At 64.6% G+C, this 21,993-nt stretch carries 18 protein-coding genes and 1 tRNA gene; all 19 read left to right on the forward strand.

The features are described from left to right. Positions 1-51: 51 nt before the first annotated feature. The 19 genes from BEP01S_RS08245 (at position 52) to atpB (ending at position 21,972) form a co-directional block, all read left to right on the forward strand. Positions 52-1,383, forward strand: coding sequence for a hemolysin family protein (locus BEP01S_RS08245; RefSeq protein WP_039210646.1), 1,332 nt, complete (start codon positions 52-54; stop codon positions 1,381-1,383). Then, on the forward strand, positions 1,380-2,441 hold the full coding sequence (locus BEP01S_RS08250) for a hemolysin family protein (RefSeq protein WP_062242162.1): 1,062 nt from the start codon (positions 1,380-1,382) through the stop codon (positions 2,439-2,441). The genes BEP01S_RS08245 and BEP01S_RS08250 overlap by 4 nt, the downstream gene beginning before the upstream one ends. A 357-nt stretch (positions 2,442-2,798) precedes the next feature. Beyond that, complete coding sequence (locus BEP01S_RS08255) at positions 2,799-3,836, forward strand: M15 family metallopeptidase (RefSeq protein ID WP_062242164.1); 1,038 nt, start codon at positions 2,799-2,801, stop codon at positions 3,834-3,836. A gap of 112 nt (positions 3,837-3,948) precedes the next feature. Further along, positions 3,949-4,024: transfer RNA gene (locus tag BEP01S_RS08260), tRNA-Arg, on the forward strand. Positions 4,025-4,146: 122 nt separating this feature from the next. Next, positions 4,147-4,917, forward strand: coding sequence for an ABC transporter ATP-binding protein (locus tag BEP01S_RS08265; RefSeq protein WP_062242166.1), 771 nt, complete (start codon positions 4,147-4,149; stop codon positions 4,915-4,917). Beyond that, a complete protein-coding gene (locus BEP01S_RS08270; RefSeq protein WP_039210654.1) occupies positions 4,914-7,463 on the forward strand; it encodes an ABC transporter permease in 2,550 nt (849 codons plus the stop codon). Before BEP01S_RS08265 ends, BEP01S_RS08270 begins: the two co-directional genes overlap by 4 nt. A 49-nt stretch (positions 7,464-7,512) precedes the next feature. Then, complete coding sequence (locus BEP01S_RS08275; protein ID WP_062242168.1) at positions 7,513-8,688, forward strand: MFS transporter; 1,176 nt, start codon at positions 7,513-7,515, stop codon at positions 8,686-8,688. Positions 8,689-8,772: 84 nt separating this feature from the next. Continuing rightward, positions 8,773-9,597: a DALR anticodon-binding domain-containing protein gene (locus BEP01S_RS08280; protein ID WP_161792717.1), complete on the forward strand. Its 825-nt coding sequence runs from the start codon at positions 8,773-8,775 to the stop codon at positions 9,595-9,597. Then, entirely contained in the window at positions 9,597-11,036 is a 1,440-nt protein-coding gene (gene lysA / locus BEP01S_RS08285; protein ID WP_062242170.1) for a diaminopimelate decarboxylase, read from the forward strand. The genes BEP01S_RS08280 and lysA overlap by 1 nt, the downstream gene beginning before the upstream one ends. A 34-nt stretch (positions 11,037-11,070) precedes the next feature. Further along, on the forward strand, positions 11,071-12,378 hold the full coding sequence (locus BEP01S_RS08290; protein WP_039210660.1) for a homoserine dehydrogenase: 1,308 nt from the start codon (positions 11,071-11,073) through the stop codon (positions 12,376-12,378). Between the two features lie 2 nt (positions 12,379-12,380). Next, positions 12,381-13,466: a threonine synthase gene (gene thrC / locus BEP01S_RS08295; protein WP_062242171.1), complete on the forward strand. Its 1,086-nt coding sequence runs from the start codon at positions 12,381-12,383 to the stop codon at positions 13,464-13,466. A 2-nt stretch (positions 13,467-13,468) separates the two neighbouring features. Then, on the forward strand, positions 13,469-14,371 hold the full coding sequence (gene thrB, locus BEP01S_RS08300) for a homoserine kinase (protein ID WP_062242173.1): 903 nt from the start codon (positions 13,469-13,471) through the stop codon (positions 14,369-14,371). Positions 14,372-14,595: 224 nt separating this feature from the next. Further along, positions 14,596-16,617, forward strand: coding sequence for a transcription termination factor Rho (gene rho, locus BEP01S_RS08305; RefSeq protein WP_062242175.1), 2,022 nt, complete (start codon positions 14,596-14,598; stop codon positions 16,615-16,617). A gap of 1 nt (position 16,618) precedes the next feature. Further along, positions 16,619-17,695 carry a peptide chain release factor 1 gene (prfA, locus tag BEP01S_RS08310; protein ID WP_062242177.1) on the forward strand — a complete coding sequence of 359 codons (1,077 nt, stop codon included), beginning with the start codon at positions 16,619-16,621 and terminating at the stop codon, positions 17,693-17,695. Between the two features lie 37 nt (positions 17,696-17,732). Next, positions 17,733-18,614: a peptide chain release factor N(5)-glutamine methyltransferase gene (gene prmC / locus BEP01S_RS08315; protein ID WP_280512734.1), complete on the forward strand. Its 882-nt coding sequence runs from the start codon at positions 17,733-17,735 to the stop codon at positions 18,612-18,614. A 78-nt stretch (positions 18,615-18,692) separates the two neighbouring features. Continuing rightward, entirely contained in the window at positions 18,693-19,343 is a 651-nt protein-coding gene (locus BEP01S_RS08320; protein WP_062242181.1) for an L-threonylcarbamoyladenylate synthase, read from the forward strand. Further along, on the forward strand, positions 19,344-20,453 hold the full coding sequence (locus BEP01S_RS08325) for an MraY family glycosyltransferase (RefSeq protein WP_062242183.1): 1,110 nt from the start codon (positions 19,344-19,346) through the stop codon (positions 20,451-20,453). It begins immediately after the preceding gene. Next, on the forward strand, positions 20,450-20,896 hold the full coding sequence (locus tag BEP01S_RS08330; protein WP_062242185.1) for a Cg1360 family ATP-synthase-associated protein: 447 nt from the start codon (positions 20,450-20,452) through the stop codon (positions 20,894-20,896). Before BEP01S_RS08325 ends, BEP01S_RS08330 begins: the two co-directional genes overlap by 4 nt. 263 nt (positions 20,897-21,159) lie before the next feature. After that, complete coding sequence (atpB, locus tag BEP01S_RS08335) at positions 21,160-21,972, forward strand: F0F1 ATP synthase subunit A (protein WP_228281799.1); 813 nt, start codon at positions 21,160-21,162, stop codon at positions 21,970-21,972. The last annotated feature ends 21 nt before the right edge of the window (positions 21,973-21,993 follow it).

Below are 21,993 nucleotides of genomic sequence, written 5' to 3' on the forward strand. Positions count from 1 at the left end.
AGACTTCACCAGCTCTGCTGAGCAGATAGCGATCGGCGGGGACAGTCACTGATGGAATGGATACTCCTCGCCCTCGCACTGCTGCTCATCCTCGGCACCGGCGTCTTCGTCGCAGCCGAATTCTCACTGCTGACCCTCGACCGCCATACTGCCGATAAGGCGGTCGAGGAAGGCGTCTTCGGTGCGAAGACGCTGCGGGCCTCGATGACCCACCTGTCCACCCAGCTCTCGGCCGCTCAGGTGGGCATCACGATCACCACTCTGCTCACCGGTTACCTCATGGAACCATCGTTGGGCAGGCTGCTCGCGCCTCTGTTCGAGACCTGGGGCCTCGGCCCCGGTGTCGCGGCACCGCTGGCACTGACCATCGCCCTCATCGTCTCCACCGTGGGATCGATGATCTTCGGAGAGCTCGTGCCGAAGAACCTCGCCATCGCCGTGCCGCTGGCGACAGGCCGCATCGCCGCCCCGATGCAGTACGTATTCTCGATCGTCTTCAAACCGGTCATCGCGGTCCTCAACGGCACGGCGAACAAGATTCTCTTGTCGATGGGCGTCGAGCCTCAGGAAGAGGGTTCGGTGGGCCGCTCCCCGGAGGAGCTGACCTCACTTGTGCGCCACTCCGCGGAGGAAGGTGTGCTCGACGAGCAGACGGCAGGTCTGTTGGAGAGGACGCTGAGCTTCTCCGAGCGAACGGCAGAGGACGTGATGACTCCGCGCACACGCATGTCCACTGTGGACAAGGACACCACCGCCCGGCAGATCATCGAACAGGCACGGGACACCGGATTCTCCCGGTTCCCCGTCGCGGCCGAGGACAAAGACCACATCGTCGGCGTCGTCCACGTCAAACAGGCCTTCGCTGTGCCTCCTGGCAATCGTGATGACGCCTACGCCGGAGGGCTGATGACCGAAGTCCGTGAGATTCCCGAGACCCAACGTCTCGATCCGCTTCTCCTGGAGCTGCGGGCCACCGGCCTGCAGATGGCCGTGGTCGTCGACGAGTTCGGCGGAACAGCCGGAGTCGTCACCCTCGAGGACGTCGTCGAAGAGCTTGTGGGCGAGGTCGCGGATGAGCATGACCGAATGCGTGTCGCGGCACGACCTGCCCGCGACGGCTCCTGGATCGTGCCCGGACAGCTGCGACCCGATGAGATCTCTTCGAGGGTCGGGGTGACCATCCCGGAGGACTCGGACTACGAAACTCTGGCCGGATTCGTGCTCAAGGAGCTCGGGCGGATTCCCGAACCGGGGGACGAAGTGCGTACGGAAGATGCCCGCATCGTGGTCGAACGGATGCACGGACGACGCATCGAACGCCTCCGGGTGGTGCTGCGCGCCGCCGATGCAGGAGCGTTCGACACAGGAGGTGAGAGCCGATGAGCGCCGATTGGTTCGGACTGGTCTGGCTGGTCGTTCTGCTGCTGGGCAACTCCTTCTTCGTCGCCGCCGAATTCGCCGTGGTCGCGGCCAAACGCTCACAGATCGAGCCTCGGGCAGCCGAAGGCTCTGCAGCGGCGAAGACAGCGCTCTACGCGATGGAGCACGTGTCGCTGATGCTGGCGATCTGTCAGCTCGGCATTACCGTCTGCTCCCTGCTCCTGGGTAATGTGGCCGAGCCGGCCATCCATCATCTGCTCGCAGGTCCGCTCGAGGGCCTGGGCATTCCAGCGGGACTGTCCTCGACGATCTCCTTCGTCCTGGCACTCGGCGTCGTGACCTACCTGCACGTGGTGATCGGCGAGATGGTGCCGAAGAACTTGGCTCTGGCGGCGTCCGGCCAGGCCGTGATGCTGCTGGCGACACCGTTGGTGTTCCTGGCCCGCGTCTTCGGCTTCGTCATCCGTCCTCTCAACGGACTGGCCAATGGGATCCTGCATCTGTTCAAGATCGAGGCCCGTGACGAGGTCAACGAGGCCTACACGATCGAACAGGTCGAATCGATCGTGGCCGAGTCGAAGAGAGAGGGTCTGCTCAGCGATGACACCGGACTGCTCAAGGGTGCTATCGAATTCAGCGACAAGACCGCCTCGGACATCATGGTTCCGATGTCCGAGCTCATCACGATCTCGGACAAGGTGACTCCGAACGAGCTTGTGACACTGGTCGGGAAGACCGGGTTCTCGCGGTACTTCGTCGTCGGTGATGACGGGTATCCGCAGGACTACCTCCACATCAAGGACGTCCTCTACGCGGACACCGAAGAGTCCTTCGACGCTCCTGTGCAGAGCAAGCGCTTCCGCCCCCTGTTCACTGTCACCGCCGATGACGAGGTCGAAGAGGCTCTGGCGCAGATGCAGAAGGCGGGAATCCACGTCGCTCGTGTCATCGACTCGCAGGCACAGGTGCTCGGTCTGCTGTTCCTCGAGGACGTGCTCGAAGAGCTCGTCGGCGAGGTCCAGGACGCGATGCAGCGGGGACGTTTCGACTTCCGCAGATAGCAATCCTCGCCGCCTGAACAGCCGGCCGCGCTCAGTCGCCTCGGCGGCGGTCTCCCGAAGACAGGAGGCCGCCGCCGAGGCGCTGTACGGCGGTCTTCGCCGCCGTCGATCGGCATAGAGTCCGATTCGTGACCGTCTGTGTAACGGTTCATAACGAAACAGTGATTCAGGACACCTGGATTATGGCGCCTGTAGTGATTCGTGATCAGTCATTTTCAGAGAATGGCCTGGTCACACGCCGTGTATGAACTGAAGGTGACATTCTGTAACGATGTCGTTATAGTGTTGTGACATAAGCTTTCGGGCGCCCGGCAGAGGGCTTCCACCGCACAACTTTCATCAACAGTATGGAGCACTATGTCGAGTGAGCTCTCGACCGTCGAGGCGCCGCCGGTTCGCCGGCGTGATCTGCGCAAGCAGAACGCCTCCTCGCAGGTTTCGACGATCAACTCTTCGCATCCCGTGACATCGCAGTCGCGGAGCAGCGCATCCGCAGCCCTCTCGCCCCGTCGTGCGGCCATGGCCGCCGAGGCCCGCGCCGCAGCGGGTTCACCTCGACGGGCAGCGATGGCCAAAGAGGCCGCTCGGCCGATGACCCCCGCAGGTCATACGTCGACTCTGGCTGCAGCACAGCTCGGCAGCCGCGGTTCCGACGGCTCGCTTCTGCGTTCGGTCCGCCGCCGCCAGGTCACGACCTTCTCCGCTCTGGCCACCGTCTCGGTCACCGGCACCGCCATCGCCGCTGTGATGGTCGCCGGAAACATGAGCGGCAACCAGGAAGTCAAGGTCGATGACACCGCCGCGCAGTCCCAGCCGCGTGCGATCAACGCCGAATCGGTGTCTGCCGACATCAAGGTCGACGAAGACGACAAGACCTCTATGACCATCGGCGCCCCGAGCGCCAAGCAGACCAAGGTCGACGCGGCGTCGCGTGCGATCACGAAGACTGTTCTGCCCGGTTGTGACGAAGCCGCGCCGAAGGGCGACGCCAGCAACGGCGAACTGCCCGACGAATGGCTGTGCGAGATCGGTGTGGGCAATCACAAGCTGCGCTCCGATGCGGCCGTGTCATTCGCAAAGATGAACGCAGCCTTCAAAAAGGACACCGGGAAGGACCTTGCAGTCACCGACTCCTATCGGTCGCTGGACGCGCAGGTCTCCGTCGCCTCGCGCAAACCCGGCTTCGCGGCTCGCCCGGGAACCTCCAACCACGGTTGGGGCCTCGCGCTGGACCTCGGTGCGGGAACGCAGAACGGAACCGGTGTGCAGTATGAGTGGCTCGTCGCCAACGCCGACAAGTTCGGGTGGGAGAACCCGGACTGGGCCAAGCGCAATTCCTATGAACTCTGGCACTGGGAATACGTGCCGGGCCGCAAGGCCATGAAGGGCGCCTGATCTGGTCGAACACCGCTGATCACAGCCTCACGAAACCGCGTGCAATCCTTCGGGACTGCACGCGGTTTCGTTTTGGGAGCTGGTGCCCAACGGTGATAGAGTTGCATCCGTTGCCCGCGTAGCTCAGTGGATAGAGCGTCTGCCTCCGGAGCAGAAGGTCGTAGGTTCGAATCCTGTCGCGGGCACCACAACACCGCCCATCTCAACTGCTGAGGTGGGCGGTTCTGCATTCGCGGCCCGAGTGGTCGGCGATGCAGACAGCACCTAAGGTAGTCGGAGACGAGACCCGAACCGTGATTTGAGGCATGCGATGTCGGAACCTGCTGATGAGCCCGTCCGGACGAGCACGGACGACGATATCGTCCTCCGCGCGCAGAGCCTGCGCAAGAGCTTCGGCCGCGGTGATACGGCGGTCGATGCCCTCGACGACATCAGCGTCGACTTCGAATCGGGTCGCTTCACAGCCATCATGGGACCCTCCGGCTCCGGGAAGTCCACATTCATGCATGTGCTCGCCGGACTCGATCGCGTCGATTCGGGCTCGATCATCATGCGCGGTCAGGACATCACCCGCCTCAACGACCGGCAGCTGACCCAGCTGCGACGAGACCGCGTCGGCTTCATCTTCCAAGCCTTCAACCTCGTCCCGACGCTGAGCGCCGAACAGAACATCGAACTGCCGGTGTCGCTGGCCAGGAAGAAGATCGACCGAGAGTGGAAGGCCGAAGTCGTCGAACGACTCGAACTCGGCGACCGTCTCCAGCACCGCCCGCACGAGCTCTCCGGCGGTCAGCAGCAGAGAGTCGCCGTAGCCCGGGCCCTGCTCACCCGACCGGATGTCATCTTCGCCGATGAGCCCACGGGAAACCTCGACTCCCACGCCGGCGCAGAGGTCCTTTCCCTGCTCGGTCGGGCCACGACCCTGTACGGACAGACCATCATCATGGTCACTCACGACCCCGTCGCGGCATCGCACGCCGGACGGGTCGTCCTCCTCAAGGACGGGCGCGCCACGGGCGAAGTCCGTCAGCCGACCCGAGAGAGCGTGGTCACCGCACTGAGCGAACTGAGCTCTCTGTGATCGCAGTCGCCCTCGCGCAGATTCGGATCCACTGGGCCCGGTTCCTCGCAATCGGCCTCGGTATCGCATTGGCGGCGGGATTCGTCGCGACCACACTGATCATCAACTCCTCACTGCAGGACAGCCTCGAACATGCCGTCGGTCGTTCGTTCGAGAAGTCCGACCTCACCGTCATGCCGAGCAGAGATGTCTTCGTCGGGGGAGACGAGGCCTCCCCGCTGCTGGGACCCTTAGCCGAGGTCGACGGGGTGGAGACTGCGTCTCTGTCGGCCCGCACGGTATCCACTGGCCGAGGAGCAACATTCTCCGAGAGCTCATTCGCGCTGTCTCCGGTGCCTGCCGATGAACGGCTCGACACGTTCGACATGGTCTCCGGCCAGCGGCCGGAAGCGAAGACCGACCTCGTCCTCGACACCCGCACAGCAAAGGATCTCAATGTCGGAGTCGGTGATGAGATCCGCTTCACCGTCGACGCCGTTCCGGTGGAGAGCGGGAACGATGACATGCCCATCTACCGGGGCCCGAGCCAGAGCAGCGTCGCCTTCTCCGTCGTCGGCATCGCGGAGATGGGACAGGACCCGGCGATGCCCGGAGCCACTCGGGCCCTGACGACGGCCTCGGGCTATCAGGAGTACTTCGCCCAACAGGGGGACGTCATCGCCATCCAGATCGCCCTCGAGGACGGTGCGGACCCTGAGGCGGTGCGCGCTCAGCTGCAGAGGGTCATCGACGGTTCGGAGCTGAATGGCAGCCTCGAAGCACTCACGGTGGACGAAGCTGTGAGTGCGAAGACCGATCGCCTCTCCGGCGGCAACGCCGTCGTGACCGGGCTGCTGCTCGTGTTCGCCGGAATCTCCGTCATCGTCGCCATCCTCGTCGTATCCAACACCTTCTCCGTGATCGTCGCCGGGCGTCGTCGCGAATTCGCACTGCTGCGCTGCCTCGGCGCCACCCGCGTGCAGATGTACGGCTCCGTCGTGGCCGAAGGACTCTTCGTCGGATTGCTCGGGTCGATCTTCGGCGTCTTCGCAGGTGTCCTCGTCAGCCGTGGACTCATGGCCGCAGCCGTGCGCTACTGGCCGGAGGAATTCCCCTACGACACGCTCACCGTGCCCGTCTCCGCCCTGGTCAGCGGGGTCGTCGTTGGTGCGCTGCTGACGATCGTGGCCACTATCCGTCCGGCTCGCAGCGCCATCGCAGTGACCCCGCTCGAAGCACTCCAGCCGTTCGACGCCTCCATCTCACCGAACACTCGCGCCCGGCCCCGCCACCTCGTGGGCTTCGGCTTCATCGGCCTTGGCATCGTCCTCGTCGTCGTCTCCGTCTATGCGGTGTCGACCTCGCAGCTGTGGATCCTCGGCGGAGCGTTGGGAGGAGGGCTCGTGGTCACGGGACTGGTCATCAGCTCGGCGAAGATCATCCCGCCCGTCGTCGCGTGGATCGGGGAAGTGCTGTTCAGCCCCTGGGGCGTACCCGGACAGTTGGCGACCCTGAACACCCTCCGCAATCCGCGCCGCACCGCGGCCACCGCCACGGCGCTGATCATCGGTGTGACCCTGGTGGCGACGATCCTCGTCGGCGGAATGTCGACGAAGGCGACGCTCAGCCACGGGCTCGACCAGCGCTATCCCGTCGACATCTCCGTACCGCTGTCTGGCCTCGTCGACGATGACGACCTCGAGGATGTGCGTCAGATCCCCGGAGTGTCCGCCGCGGTCATCGCCCACCGCGCCGAGGCGGTCGAGGACTTCAAGGGCTCCCGTCCCGAGATCTTCGTCATCGACCCCGACAGTGCCGAGGCCGTGCTCGGTGACGCCGCCGCCGATATCGTGTCCGGTCGAGTCACCGTTCCCGAGGACTATCGTGATCCGACCGTGCGGGTGAAAGGGCTCAACGAGATGAGCGTGCCCGTGCACAAGGACGGACTCTCCAGCCTCGCCTTCTTCACCACCCCCGATGTCGGCAACGACCTCGGCATCTCGGCAACGACGACGGCCGTGCTCGTCCGTCTCGATGAGGACATCGAGGTCGACGAGATCACACGCATCCGCCAGTCCGTGGCAGAGACACTCGACGTCTCCAGCGAGGAGGTCGGCGGTTCGGCTGTCGCCCGCGGCGCCTATTCCGAACTCATCGACGTCATGCTCGCCGGGGCCGTAGCCCTCCTCTTCGTCTCCGTGATCATCGCGCTCATCGGCGTCTCGAACACGGTCAGCCTCTCCGTCATCGAACGTCGGAGGGAGAACGCACTCATGCGCGCGCTGGGACTGAGCATCTCGCAGCTGCGGACCCTGCTGGCGCTCGAGGCGGTGCTCATCTCATCGGTGGCCGCACTGCTCGGACTCGTCCTCGGCGGTGCCCTGGGCATCGTCGGCACACGGCTGGTCACGTACGACTATTCCACCGATCTCATCGTCGACTTCTCCGCGCCGTCTTTCCTCGGCATCCTCGCAGTGGCGGTCATCGCCGGGATCCTCTCCGCACTGGCACCGGCCCGGCGCGCGTCTCGGCTCTCACCCGTCGAAGGACTCAAACTCGACTTCTGATGTGCCCCGGCCGTCTGGCCGGAGGTGGGCGTCTGATAGGAAAGAGCTCATGACTTCCGCGCGCATCCGCATTCTGATCATCCTCGGAATCGTCGTCGCCGCATTCAATCTGCGGCCCGGAGTCACCGGTCTCTCACCGCTGCTCGACGCCATGGGCGAAGAGATCCGGTTGAGCGCGACGTTCCTGGCGATCATCGGCATGCTGCCGCCGCTGCTCTACGGCCTCAGCGGCTTCATCACCCCGCGCCTCTACGCCCGCTTCTCCGGACTCGGACTGACCCTGGCCGCGATGGTCATGGTCACGATCGGGCTGGGAGTTCGGGCGGTCATCGATTCTCCGTGGATCTTCCTCGCTCTCAGCGTGCTCGCCCTGCTGGGGATGGGCATCGGCAACGTGGTCCTCCCGCCTCTGGTGAAGTCGTATTTCCCCGACAAGGTGGCGCTCATGTCGACCGTGCACGTCGGGCTGCTCCAATTCGGCACCTTCATCCCGCCGCTGGTCGCAGTGCCCCTCGCCTCAGATTTCGGGTGGCGTGGGTCCCTGCTCGTATGGGCCGGATTCGCAGCTCTGGGTGTTCTCGCCTGGATCGTCATCCGCATCGTCAGGCCCGCACCCGCCGCCGAGGTGGCCGCCGCAGTGGTCGGCGGAAGCGAGCTTTCTCGCCTGCTGCGCAGCCCACGGGCCTGGGCGCTGATGACGATGACGGGACTGACGTCGTTCAACAACTTCATCCTCTTCACCTGGCTGCCGAGCCTGCTCACCCGCTCCGGATTCGATGCGGCCTTCGGTGGTGCGATGCTCGCACTGGTCACGGCCATTCCGCTCGTTCTCGGGTTCGTCCTGCCCACCCTGGCACAGAAGATGACTTCGGCCTATCTCATCGTCGTCGGCTTCTGCATCAGCCTGGCCGTTGGGTATCTGGGTCTGTGGCTGGTGCCGACGGCGGCTCCCGTCCTGTGGACCGTGCTGCTGGGCATCGGCATCTCCACCTTCCCGCTGGCACTGACGCTGATCACCCTTCGCGCACGCGATGCGAAGGGAGCAGCCGCGCTGTCCGGCTTCGTCCAGGGCGGCGGCTACCTCCTGGCGGCCACAGGACCGCTGATCTTCGCGTTCCTCATCCAGAGCTTCGACAGCATGTGGCCGGCATTCGCCGTGGTGCTCGCCTCGGTTGTCGTCAAATTCTTCGTCAGCCACGCAGCGTGTCGGCCCGGTGCGATCTGAGGCCCAGTGGGCATCCGTCTCGTCATGAGAGCGAAGATGACACCGGATTCGTCCTCGCAGTCCGGCCCCGAGTACTCTGTTCGAGTGACCCCGGAAGACCTGCAGACTGCACTCGCGCGCGCCTTGGCGACGGCCGATGCCGGTCTTGTGGCACCGGAATTCGCCGCGCAGATCGATGTTCTCGCTCCGACTCGTCCCGAACTCGGTGACTGGACGACACCCGTGGCGCTGCGCGCCGCCGCTTCACCCACGAAGAGAACCGAACTTGCCGCACATCTGTGCACCGAGCTGCGCACCTTCCCCGAGGTGGCCGACGCCGTCATCGCCGGACCCGGGTTCGTCAACGTGACCCTGACTCCGGCCGGCAGGGCGCACGTCATCTGCGACATCGTCACCGCCGAGGAGACTGACGCAGGTGGGGGAGCAGGACCGGACCCGACGCCGTTGCGTGCGCTGCTCTCCGGTTCCGACCAAGAGTCGGTCCAGGCGCCGCTCGTTTATGGAACCGATGTGCACATCGATCCGGTCTCCGTGGACGCCCTCCAACGCGGTCATGCCGCCGCCTGCCGTGAACAGCGGCGGGCACACCGAGCGGGAATCCAGACGGAGGGAGTCGATATTGCGAGACTCGGACACCCGATCGAGGCTCGGATGCTCAACGCCGTGGCGGGACTGCCGTCGGCACTGGAACGCTCGCGCCGCCTCGGCGAGGCCGATCCCTTCCTCACAGCGCTTGTCGAACTCGGGGATTCCGTCGAAAACTGGATCCGCCGATGCCCGGTCACTCCGACGGTCGATGAGGACATCACCGTCACCCATACCTCCAGGCTCCTTGCTCTGAGAGCCGTCATCATCGTCCTCGCCGCAGGACTACGACAATTGGGCGCTTCGGCCCCGGAGAGGATCTGATGCCCGCACATATCGCAGGGACTCTGCACGCGACACCGGCCCCGGTGTGGCTGCCCTATCCCGATGACGTCAACGCGCTGCTGCCGAGCCTGTGGTCGGACAATGTCATGAAAAATTCCGACGGCGTGCTCACGATCGCCGGTCATCCCGTGACGGAGCTGGCCGAACAGTACGGCACTCCCACTCTCGTCATGGACGTCGATGACTTCCGCAGTCGCGCCGAGACCTACCTGAGCACGTTCTCCAATGCGTTCTCCGTCGAGAAGGGGCTGGCCGGAGCCGACGTCTTCTACGCTGGGAAGGCCTTCCTGTGCACGGCCGTGGCCCGCTGGGTCCACGATGCCGGCCTCGGTCTCGACACATGCTCCTTGGGGGAGATGATGATCGCCCGCGCCGCCGGGGTCCCCGGCGACCGCGTCGGGCTGCACGGAAACAACAAATCCGCGGCAGAACTCGAATACGCCCTCGACTATGGGGTGTCCAGGATCTTCGTCGACAGCCTCGACGAGGTCGCACGCCTGGAATCCATCGCCGCGGCCAGAGGGACAGTCGCACCGGTCATGCTGCGCGTGACCGTCGGAGTCGAAGCGCACACCCACGACTTCATCGCCACCGCCCACGAAGATCAGAAGTTCGGGCTCTCCCTGGCCGACGGCACCGCGGCCGCGGCCGCTCGTCTCGTTGCGGAATCCGAACATCTGCGCCTCGACGGTCTCCACTCGCACATCGGTTCGCAGATCTTCGACATCTCCGGCTTCCAGGTCGCCGCAGCCCGCGTGCTCGCCTTCCGTGCCGAGATCATGGGCGAACACGGCATCGATCTTCCCGATGTCGACCTCGGCGGCGGTTTCGGCATCCGCTACACCTCCCAGGACACACCGATCCCGGTCGCCGAGATGGCCGAGGAGCTCGCGTCCGTCGTGGCCAAGGAATGCCGCGGGCTGGGCACGAGCGTCCCCCGGATCTCCATCGAACCCGGTCGCGCCATCGTCTCCCCGGCGGTATTCACACTCTACGAAGTCGGCACCGTCAAGCAGGTGAGCACGGACAGCGGACCACGCACCTATGTCGCCGTCGACGGAGGCATGAGCGACAACATCCGCACCGCTCTCTACGACGCGGACTATTCGTGCACTCTGGCCAACCGGAACTCCAGCGCCGAGCCCGCAATCGTTCGGGTCGTCGGCAAACACTGCGAATCCGGAGACATCATCGTCCGTGATGAGTACATGGGCGCCGACGTCACCGCGGGCGACCTCGTCGCTGTCCCCACCACCGGAGCGTACTGCCGGTCGCTGTCCAACAACTACAACCACCTGCCCCGGCCGGGCGTGCTCGCTGTCGAGGCCGATAGAGTTGAGTGGATCGTGACACCCGAGGACCACACGCAGATGTTCGCCACCGACCCGGGCATGGCCGGGGGAGGAGAGCCGAACTGATGAGCGTGAGAGATAAGAGCGGAAAGGTGAGGAAATGCAGGCACTGAAGGTTGCCATGCTCGGATGCGGAGTCGTCGGCACGGAAGTCGCCGCCCGCATTCAGAACCGTGCAGAAGGCCTGGCCGAACGCATCGGCGCTCCGCTGGAGCTGAGCGCCATCGTCGTCCGCGATGCCTCGAAGGCCCGTCCGGGAATCGATGAGAAGCTGCTCACGACCGACGCCGAGGCGGCCATCGCCGGAGCCGATATCGTCGTCGAGCTGATGGGCGGGATCGAACCCGCCCGCTCGCTCATCACCGCGGCGCTGCGCCAGGGATCATCCGTCGTGACCGCGAACAAAGCGCTGCTGGCCGCCAGCTACGGCGAACTCATGTCCGCGGCCGATGCCGCCGGTGTGCGCCTCGAGCACGAAGCTGCAGTGGCCGGTGCGATTCCGATCATCCGCCCCGTCGGCGATTCGCTGGCCGGTGACCGGATCGAGCGCATCATGGGCATCGTCAACGGAACGACGAACTATATCCTCGACCAGATGGACTCTGAGGGCTGGGACTTCCAGCAGGCCCTCACCGCCGCTCAGGAACTCGGATACGCAGAGGCTGATCCGACCGCTGACATCGGCGGACACGATGCGGCGGCCAAAGCCGCGATCCTCTCGTCTCTCGCTTTCCACGCTCCCGTATCGATCGACGACGTCCACGTCGAAGGCATCGAAGGCATCACCGCCGAGATGGTCGAGACCGCCCGAGACCAGGGCTTCGTCATCAAACTCCTGGCCGTGTGCGAACGCGTCGCCTCATCGCCTGCAGGCGCCGGACTCTCGGCGCGCGTGTACCCGGCGCTGCTCGACAGGAACCACGCGCTGTCATCCGTTCGCGGTGCCTTCAACGCCGTATTCATCGAAGCCGAAGCCGCCGGTGAGCTGATGTTCTACGGTCAGGGAGCCGGGGGAGCCCCGACTGCCTCCGCAGTCCTTGGAGACCTCGTCTCAGTGGCCAGACGCAAGGTGCTCGGTGGACGCGGACAGTACGAACGTCCCTTCCACGAGGACTACCCGATCCTGCCGATCTCGGCGATCACGACCAGGTATCACATCACCCTCGACGTGGTCGACCGTCCCGGCGTGCTCGCCGCGGTCTCCGAGGTCTTCGCCGACGAAGGAGCTTCCATCGAACTCATGCGACAGACGATCGGGGACATCGACGACGAGGGCATCCAGCATGCGAAGCTCGTGCTGGCCACCCACTCGAATACCGACTCGACTCTGCAGAAGACCGTTGATCGACTCATCGATCTGCCTGTCGTCCACACCGTCAAATCCGTGATCCGCGTAGAAGGACAGTGACAATGAACTACCCCAGACACCAGTGGCAGGGCGTCATCGAGGAATACCGCAGCCTCCTCGACATCTCCGCTGACACTCCCGCAGTCACCCTCGGAGAGGGCGGGACCCCGTTGATCAAGGCGGAGAAGCTCAGTGCGCGCACCGGTGCCCAGGTGTGGGTGAAGTACGAGGGCCTCAACCCGACCGCGTCTTTCAAGGACCGCGGCATGACGATGGCGATCACGAAAGCCGTGGCCCACGGCGCCAAAGCCGTCATCTGCGCCTCGACGGGCAACACCTCAGCCTCTGCCGCTGCGTATGCCACGAAGGCCGGTCTGACCTGTGCGGTGCTCGTGCCCTCCGGCAAGATTGCGCCGGGGAAGATGAGCCAGGCCATCGCCCACGGGGCGACCCTGCTCGAAGTCGACGGAAACTTCGACGACTGTCTGACGCTGTGCCGCAAACTCTCCGAGTCCTACCCGGTCCACCTCGTCAATTCGGTCAACCCCGATCGAATCGAAGGCCAGAAGACCGCATCCTTCGAGATCGTCGACGTCCTCGGTGATGCCCCCGACATCCATGTTCTGCCCGTCGGCAATGCCGGCAACATCACGGCGTACTGGAAGGGCTACAACGAATACCGCGAACACGGGATCTCCAAGAAGCTGCCGCAGATGTGGGGCTTCCAGGCCGCCGGAGCCGCACCGCTGGTGCTCGGCCATCCGGTCGACGAACCGGATACGGTGGCGACCGCCATCCGCATCGGCAACCCCGCCAGCTGGACGCAGGCCGAGACGGCGCGTGACGACTCCGGCGGCATCATCGATTCGGTCACCGACGACGAGATCCTCGCCGCCCACAAGATCCTCTCCAGCGAAGAGGGCATCTTCGTCGAGCCCGGTTCGGCCGCCTCGGTGGCGGGACTGCTGAAGATGGCCGACGCAGGCCGTGTCCCGGCTGGTGCGACCATCGCGGTCACCGTGACCGGTCACGGACTCAAGGACCCGAGCTGGGCCCTGCACACCGCAGACGGGTCCGATATCGAAACCAAGCGCGTCTCCGTCGACGCCGTCAGCGCCGCACGTGCGCTGGGACTCGAGGACAGCTGAGCGTGCGCGTCCGACTCGAGGTCCCGGCCACCTCGGCGAATCTGGGCCCCGGCTACGACTCGTACGGGTTGGCACTCGACATCGTCGACACCCTGACCCTCACCGTCCACGACGCAGCGGTCGATCCTGACCGCTGCGTCGAGGTGACGGGGGAGAGTGCCGATGTGCTGCCCCGGGACCGCTCGCACCTGATCATGCGGATCATCGGGGAAGTGCTCGAATCGGAGTTCCCCGACGTCGCTGCCGATCTGAGTCCGCGACTGTCGCTCGAGTGCGTCAACCGGATTCCCCATTCCCGCGGAATGGGTTCGTCGGCAGCCGCTGTCGTGGCCGGAATCGGACTCGCAGCGGAACTCGGAGCCTGGTCGACCGGAGCGGAGCTGAGCCGCGATCGGATCCTCGAGATCGCCACCGCTGTCGAAGGGCACCCGGACAATGCCGCGCCCGCGATCTTCGGCGGACTCACCGTCTCCCTGTCCGCGCCCGTGAAGTCATGGCAGGTGCCAGTGCGCACCCTCGAGACGGTCACGGTTCTCGTGCCCTCCTTCCGCCTCGACACCGAGGTCGCCCGTGGGCTCATCCCCGCGGGCATCGATCATGCGATCGCGGCAGACAACTCGGCACGGGCCGGCCTGCTCGTCCACGGGTTGAGCAACGACGCGCAGGTGCTGTTCGAGGCTACCCGCGATCAGCTCCATCAGGAGTTCCGTCGCAGCGCCTATCCGGACTCGATGGCGCTCGTCGACTCACTGCGCGCCGAGGGTCTCCCAGCCGTCATCTCCGGAGCCGGACCGACGGTCCTCGTCCTCGCCGAGGATGTGCCCGAAACCCTTGTGCCTGCAGGCTTCGTCGCACAGCGGACCGCGATTGACCTCGGCGGTTATCGGGTGAGCCGAGAAAATTGAGAAAACGATTCGCCAGATCGGCTCCGAACAAGTAGACTGTGGGTGTTCCGACAGGGCACGGCTTCCCGCTGTTCTTCACAGGTCCGTCGCCGATGTCATACATTCTGGAACATCTCCTGCTCATTCTTTAGCAGGTTTTCTTTCACAACGCACCGTCAATGGTGTTTCCGTCGCCGTGAGCAAACGGCACATGCCGCACGGCCGAAAGAGGGAGAAGGACCTTCGTGTCTGAAACCACCACTCAGGATTCCACCCCGCGCACAGGCAGCCTCACAGCGCTGCGGCTGCCTCAGCTCCAGGAAATGGCTGCCGGTCTGGGAATCAAGGGTTACCGTCGGCTTCGCAAGAGCGAACTGATCGACGCCATCAACAGCCACTCGGGCGGATCCGCAGAGACGAAGTCCGCCCCCGCCGCGAAGAAGCCCGCCGCCGAACCGGCCGTCAAGGCTGAGAAGCCCGCGGAGAAGCAGGAAGAGAAGAAGCAGGAGCCGACGAATCGTCGCTCTTCGCGTCGTTCTGCCGCTTCCGCATCCGAGGATGCCCCGGCGCTCATCATCGAACCGAACTCGGAGGCCTCGTCGGAGAACGAATCCGGCGCAGCTCAGTCCGGGGGAGCACCTTCCGAAGAGTCGAACGGCGACCAGGATCGTCAGCGGTCCCGTCGCAGTCGTTCGCGCTCCCGGGGCTCCGAATCCCAGGGCGAGAGCCGCGATAGCAGCGGTGAGGAATCGTCCGATCGCGGCGGCAATGACCACTCAGGTGATCAGAACCGCTCGGGCGACCAGGACCGTTCGGACCGTGACCATCGCGGAGGACGCGACAACGACCGTCGCGGTCGGAACAACGATCGCTCCGACGACAACCGCGGCGGCAATGACCGCAACGGCGGAAACGGTCGGGGCAACAACGACCGGGACGGCGGAAACGATCGCGGACACCGCAACGACCGCGGCGGCAACAACGACCGCAACGACCGTCGCAACCGCAACAACGACGATGACGATCGCGGCAACAACCGTCGCGGACGGGGCCGGGACCGGAAGCGTCGCGGCCGCGGCAACGACGAGCCGGACATCCGCAACGACGATGTGCTCATCCCCGTCGGCGGCATCCTCGACGTTCACGACAACTACGCCTTCCTCCGCACCTCCGGCTACCTGCCGGGACCGAACGACGTCTATCTCTCGGCCTCCATGGTGCGCAAGAACGGTCTGCGCAAGGGCGACGCCGTCGCCGGTGCGATCCGTCAGCCGCGTGAGAACGAACAGCGCAACAACAAGCGTGAGAAGTTCGACGCACTCGTCCGCCTCGACTCCGTCAACGGACTCACAGTCGACGATGCGCGCAGCCGTGTCGAGTTCTCGAAGCTGACCCCGCTCTACCCGCAGGACCGTCTGCGCCTCGAGACCACCTCGAAGCTGCACTCGACCCGCCTTATCGATCTCATCACCCCCATCGGCAAGGGCCAGCGCGGACTCATCGTCGCTCCTCCGAAGGCGGGCAAGACGACGATCATGCAGCAGATCGCCAACGCGATCACCGAGAACAACCCCGAAGCGCACCTCATGGTCGTCCTCGTGGACGAACGTCCCGAGGAAGTCACGGACATGCAGCGTGCGGTCAAGGGCGAAGTCATCGCCTCGACCTTCGACCGTCCGGCAGATGACCACACCACGATCGCCGAGCTCGCCATCGAACGCGCCAAGCGTCTCGTCGAGATGGGCTCCGACGTGGTCGTGCTGCTCGACAACATCACTCGCCTGGGACGCGCCTACAACATCGCCCAGCCGGCATCCGGCCGGATCCTCTCCGGCGGTGTCGATGCCAATGCGCTCTACCCGCCGAAGAAGTTCTTCGGTGCAGCTCGCAACATCGAAGGCGGCGGCTCGCTGACCATTCTGGCCACGGCCCTCGTCGAAACCGGTTCGAAGATGGACGAAGTCATCTTCGAAGAGTTCAAGGGCACCGGCAACATGGAGCTGCGTCTGAGCCGTCAACTCGCCGACAAGCGCATCTTCCCGGCCATCGACGTCAACGCGTCGAGCACCCGCCGCGAAGAGATGCTCATGACGAAGGAAGAGACGAAGGTCATGTGGCAGCTGCGCCGACTGCTCTCGGGACTCGAGCAGCAGCAGGCAGTCGAACTGCTCATGTCGAAACTCAAGGAGACCGGCTCGAACGTCGAGTTCCTCATGCAGGTCCAGAAGACGACCCCGCTGCCGAAGTCGTCGACCGACAACAGCTGAGATGGTCGACGACACCCTCACGGCCAGCGTCAGCGCACTGCTCGATGAGCATGCCCGGGTGCAGGAGGAACTCTCCGACCCCGCGGTCCACGCTGACGCCGGCCGGGCCAAGAAGCTGACCAGGCGGTACGCGGAGCTCGACAAGATCGCCGCGGCCGCCCGGCACTTCGACCAACTCGAAGCCGACCACGCAGCCGCCGTGGAACTGGCCGAGGACGATGCCGATTTCGCCGCAGAGGCGAAGCGGCTGTCCGCAGAGATGGAAACGGCCGAGGGTGAGCTCAAGGATCTCCTGGTCCCCAGCGACCCGGACGACTCCCGTGACGCGATCATCGAGATCAAAGCCGGCGAAGGCGGAGACGAATCCGCACTGTTCGCCGGCGATCTGCTGCGGATGTATCAGCGGTGGATCGATTCGCGAGGCTGGTCGAGCCAGATCCTCGACGCCACTCACTCGGACCTCGGCGGATATAAGGACGTCACCATGGCCGTCAAAGCCAAGAATGACGGTGCCTACGGCTGGGTGAAGTTCGAAGGCGGGGTGCACCGAGTCCAACGAGTCCCGGTCACCGAGTCACAGGGGCGCATCCACACCTCCGCAGCCGGCGTTCTCGTCTTCCCTGAAGTCGACGAGCCCGAAGAGGTCCAACTGGACGAACACGATCTGCGCATCGACGTCTATCGTTCATCCGGCCCCGGCGGCCAGTCCGTGAACACCACGGATTCCGCCGTGCGCATCACCCACCTGCGGACGGGAATCACCGCGAGCTGCCAGAACGAGAAGTCGCAGCTGCAGAACAAGGACGCTGCGATGCGCATGCTCCGCGCCCGTATCCTCGCCAAACAGGCGGAAGAGGCCGCCGCGGAAGCCGCGGACATCCGTCGTTCGCAGGTGCGCACCGTCGACCGTTCGGAACGTATCCGCACGTACAACTTCCCGGAGAACCGGATCACCGATCACCGCACCGGGTACAAGGCCTACAACCTCGATCAGGCGCTGGCAGGGGATCTCGATCCCGTCATCGGGTCCTGCCGAGACGCCGACAAGGCCGCTCGCCTCGACGCGCTGGGGGACTGAGCTGGACACCGTCAGGCCGAACCTCGTCTCCGATCTTCTGCGCGGGGCCACCACTCTGTTCACCGAAGCAGGAATAGCGAGCCCCGAACCCGACGCGCTCGAGCTGCTTGCTTACGCATGGGAGATCGATCGAGCTGCTCTGAGCCGCCGCCGACTCTTCGACGATCCAGTGCCGGAATCTGTGAGCACGCGATTCGCCGAACTCTGTGACCAACGCCGGCAGCGGACACCTCTGCAGCACCTGACCGGCATCGCCCACTTCCGGCACCTGCAGCTGCAGGTGGGACCCGGAGTCTTCGTGCCCCGGCCGGAGACCGAGCTGCTGGCAGGGGCCGTCCTGACCGAACTGTCCGAGCTCGACTCGAGGACCGAGAGCGACGAGGGGCGACGTCCTTTCGTCATCGACCTGTGTTCAGGATCCGGAGCGATCTCGCTGTCGGTCGCCACTGAATCCGAGCGAGTCGACGTCCTCGGCGTCGAACGCGAACCTGCCGCCCTGGATTGGTCACTGAAGAACCTCGAGCACAGCCGCCTCGGCGAGTCGACTGTCGAGTTCATCCTCGGTGACGCGACGGCGGTCACCGAGGCGCGACCCGATCTGTGCGGACGTGCCGACATCGTCGTGACGAACCCGCCCTATGTCCCTGACGCCGCGGTGCCGCGGGATCCGGAGGTCGCCGAACACGACCCCGCGGCCGCGCTCTATGGCGGAGATTCGGGTCTGGAGATTCCCGGACTCATCATCAACGAGGCCGAACAGCTGCTGCGGCCCGGCGGACTCTTCCTCATGGAACACAGCGAGGAACAGGGCGCCGGAGCACGAGATCTGCTGGCGGCCACGGCCAGTCTGAGACATGCCGCAACCTTCCAGGACTACACTGGACGCGACCGCTATACGGTGGCACGCCGCGAGGCGTAGGAGACAGCGGAGCTGATTCCGTGCCCTGCACGTTGGAATCACCAAGACCACAGCCCGAACATTCGAAACGGAGAACTCGTGTCGAGACGATTCGACGTCAGCCAAGCCGAAATCCGTGAGCTCGTCTTCGACGAGTGCGCGCGAGTCGTCGACACAGGAAACCTGCTCGTCATCCCCACCGACACGGTCTACGGGATCGCCGCTGATGCCTTCAGCGCTTCGGCCGTCGCGGCACTGCTTGCGGCCAAGGGCCGCGGCCGGGATATGCCGCCACCGGTCCTCGTCCCGCGCGCGGAGACCATCTTCGGCCTCGTCGACGGTGTCGATGAGACCGTGCTGGCACTGACCGCGAAGTTCTGGCCCGGACCGCTGACGATCATCGCCAACGCCCAGCCCTCGCTCGATTGGGACCTCGGCGACACCCACGGGACCGTGGCCGTGCGCATGCCCGATGACGAATCAGCACTTGCGCTGCTCGGTCGCACCGGGCCGTTGGCCGTGTCGAGTGCCAATATCTCCGGACAGCCCGCCGCCCAGACCGCCGATGAAGCGCAGGAGATGCTCGGCGACGACGTCGATATCTACGTCGACGGGGGAGTGCGGGATTCGGGAATGTCCTCGACCATCATCGACCTCAGCGGGGACGTGCCCCGTATCCTGCGGCGCGGCCCCATCACCGCCGAGGAACTGCGCGAAATCGTCCCCGAACTCATCGACCTGGACGGCTGAGTGCGCGCCTACCTCTTCATCCTCATCGTCTCCGCCCTCGTGGCGTACCTGCTGACACCGATGGTCAAGCGGGTGGCCGAACGAGGCAAGATCTTCTCACCGCTGCGTGACCGCGACGTCCATTCCGTTCCCACGCCGAGGTTGGGAGGAGTGGCGATGTTCGGCGGACTCATCGCCGGACTCATCTTCGCCTCCCAGATGCCCTTCCTCAATCGGATCTTCGTCGAACTGGGACCGATCATCGGCATCGCGGGAGCCGCCGGACTGCTGTGTCTGCTCGGAGTCATTGACGACATCTGGGACCTGCATTGGATGGCGAAGCTCGCCGGCCAGGCCCTCGCAGCGGGCTTCATGGCGATCAAAGGTGTGGCGCTGCTGTCGATTCCCTTCGGAGGGGTCATCATCGGCTCCCCGCGGATGTCGATCATCATCACCGTGCTCGTCGTCCTTGTGACCATCAACGCAGTGAACTTCGTCGACGGTCTCGACGGACTCGCCGCGGGCGTCGTCGCCATCGGTGGCAGCGCCTTCTTCATCTACTCCTACTGGCTGGCACGCGACGCCTCCCCGGAGTCCTATGCGAACCTCGCCTCGCTCATCATCGCGATCCTCGTCGGCACCTGCCTCGGCTTCCTGCCGCACAACTTCAACCCGGCCAGGATCTTCATGGGCGACTCCGGATCGATGCTCATCGGCCTGCTCCTCGCGGCTTCGACGATCAGGGTCACCGGCCAGGTCGACCCGGCACTGATCGGCCAGGAGCGAGCCTTCGCCACCTTCATGCCGATCATTCTGCCGGTCGCGGTGATGTTCCTGCCTCTGCTCGACCTCGGCCTGGCCGTTGTGCGTCGACTGCGAGCCGGCCAGTCCCCATTCTCCGCCGATGCCAAACACCTCCACCACCGGATGCTGCGCCTGGGCCACTCACATGCTCGTGCAGTGCTCATCCTCTACACCTGGACGGCGCTCATCGCCTTCGGCTCAGTGCTGCTTCTGTTCAAGGGATGGCTGTTCTCCGCCTGCGTCATCGGCGGCCTTGCGGCCATCACCCTGATCTTCACCTTCTATCCCCTTCGCATGCGTCAGAAAGCCAGAGAGGAAATCTCGTGACGGACCCGAAACCGCGTAAAGAGACCGACGTCGAAGCAGCCTGGACCCGTGTGTGGAGGACGCTGCTCATCCGCGGCATCATCCTCGTCCTCGTCGTCGCTGCCCTCGGAATGGGCATCGGCTGGCTGGTCTCGGGGATGACGGGACTCGTCGGCGGCGCCGTCGGCGGGGGACTGGCAGCAGTCTTCATCATCATCACCCTCGTCATCATGTATCTAGGACGGAACATGGGGCTGACCGCGATCGCCGGGTTCCTCGGGATCGGGTTCCTGTTCAAGGCCTTCATCTTCATGATCGTCATCTGGCGCATCAAGGACGCGACTTGGCTCGACGGCACGGTCGCCTTCTTCACGATCGTCGTCGCCGTGATCGGTTCGTCTCTCGTTGAAGCGATCACCGTGGTCAAGGGACGCGTCCCATACGTCGATCCGGAAGCTCGATAGGCGAGCAGAGGCTCGTCTGCGGACCCATCCGAGACACGTGGAGGGGTGCTGCGCATGATGAATGACGTGTCGTATAAAATCGTTGACAGAAATTGCACAGAGAAGCCTGATGAATTTGTCGGTGGCTCTCTACAGTTGGTAGAGTAGTCCCGGTGCTTGGGCGGATCTTCGCCCTTTGTCGCTCCTGAACCTCAAGCCTCGCCTTCAGTGCGGGGCCAAGGCCAGGCCATCAGGGCCCTTGACCATGGGAGAGTAGTAAAAACGTGGGAACACTCAACGCCGCGAACACAACAGTCAGTGCTGCAGAAGGCGGCTTCCACGCACCGTCGATGGCTGAGTTCTTTCCAGCCTCGTTCCTCTTTGAGGGCACACCGTTCGAAATGAACCGCGTGATGCTCATCCGCATCATCGCCACCGTCGCAGTCGTTGTGCTGCTGGCCGTCTGGGCCAAGCGCATGAAGCTCATCCCGACTCGCTTCCAGTCGAGCATGGAGCTCGCCATGGAGTTCGTGACCGTCGGCATCGCCGAGGACACGATGGGCAAGGAGAAGGCCAAGAAGTTCATGCCGCTCATCGTGGCGATCTTCTTCGGCATCCTGTTCTGGAATGTCACGAAGCTCATTCCGTTCCTCAACATGCCGGGCACCGGCGTCATCGGCATGCCGATCGTGCTCACCCTCGTGGTCTATGTGACCTACCACTGGGCCGGCATCGCAGAGAAGGGCCTCGGCCGCTACTTGAAGGATTCGCTCATCCTGCCCGGCGTTCCGCCGGCCATGCACATCCTGCTCATCCCGATCGAGTTCATCACGAAGTTCGTCACCCAGCCGTTCACTCTGGCGATCCGACTCTTCGCGAACATGATGGTCGGCCACCTCCTGCTCGTGCTCTGCTTCTCCGCTACGAGCTTCTTCCTCTTCGACGCCGCGAACGGATTCCAGTTCTTCGGCATCGTCACCTTCGCCGGCGGCATGTTCGTCTTCATCCTGGAGATGCTCATCGTCGTGCTGCAGGCCTACATCTTCGCTCTTCTGTCCTGTGTGTACATCAATGCCGCGATCTCGGACGAACACTGAGATCGCACCCCTAGATCCGTA

The organism is Brevibacterium epidermidis NBRC 14811 (assembly GCF_001570805.1).
Lineage (GTDB): Bacteria > Actinomycetota > Actinomycetes > Actinomycetales > Brevibacteriaceae > Brevibacterium > Brevibacterium epidermidis.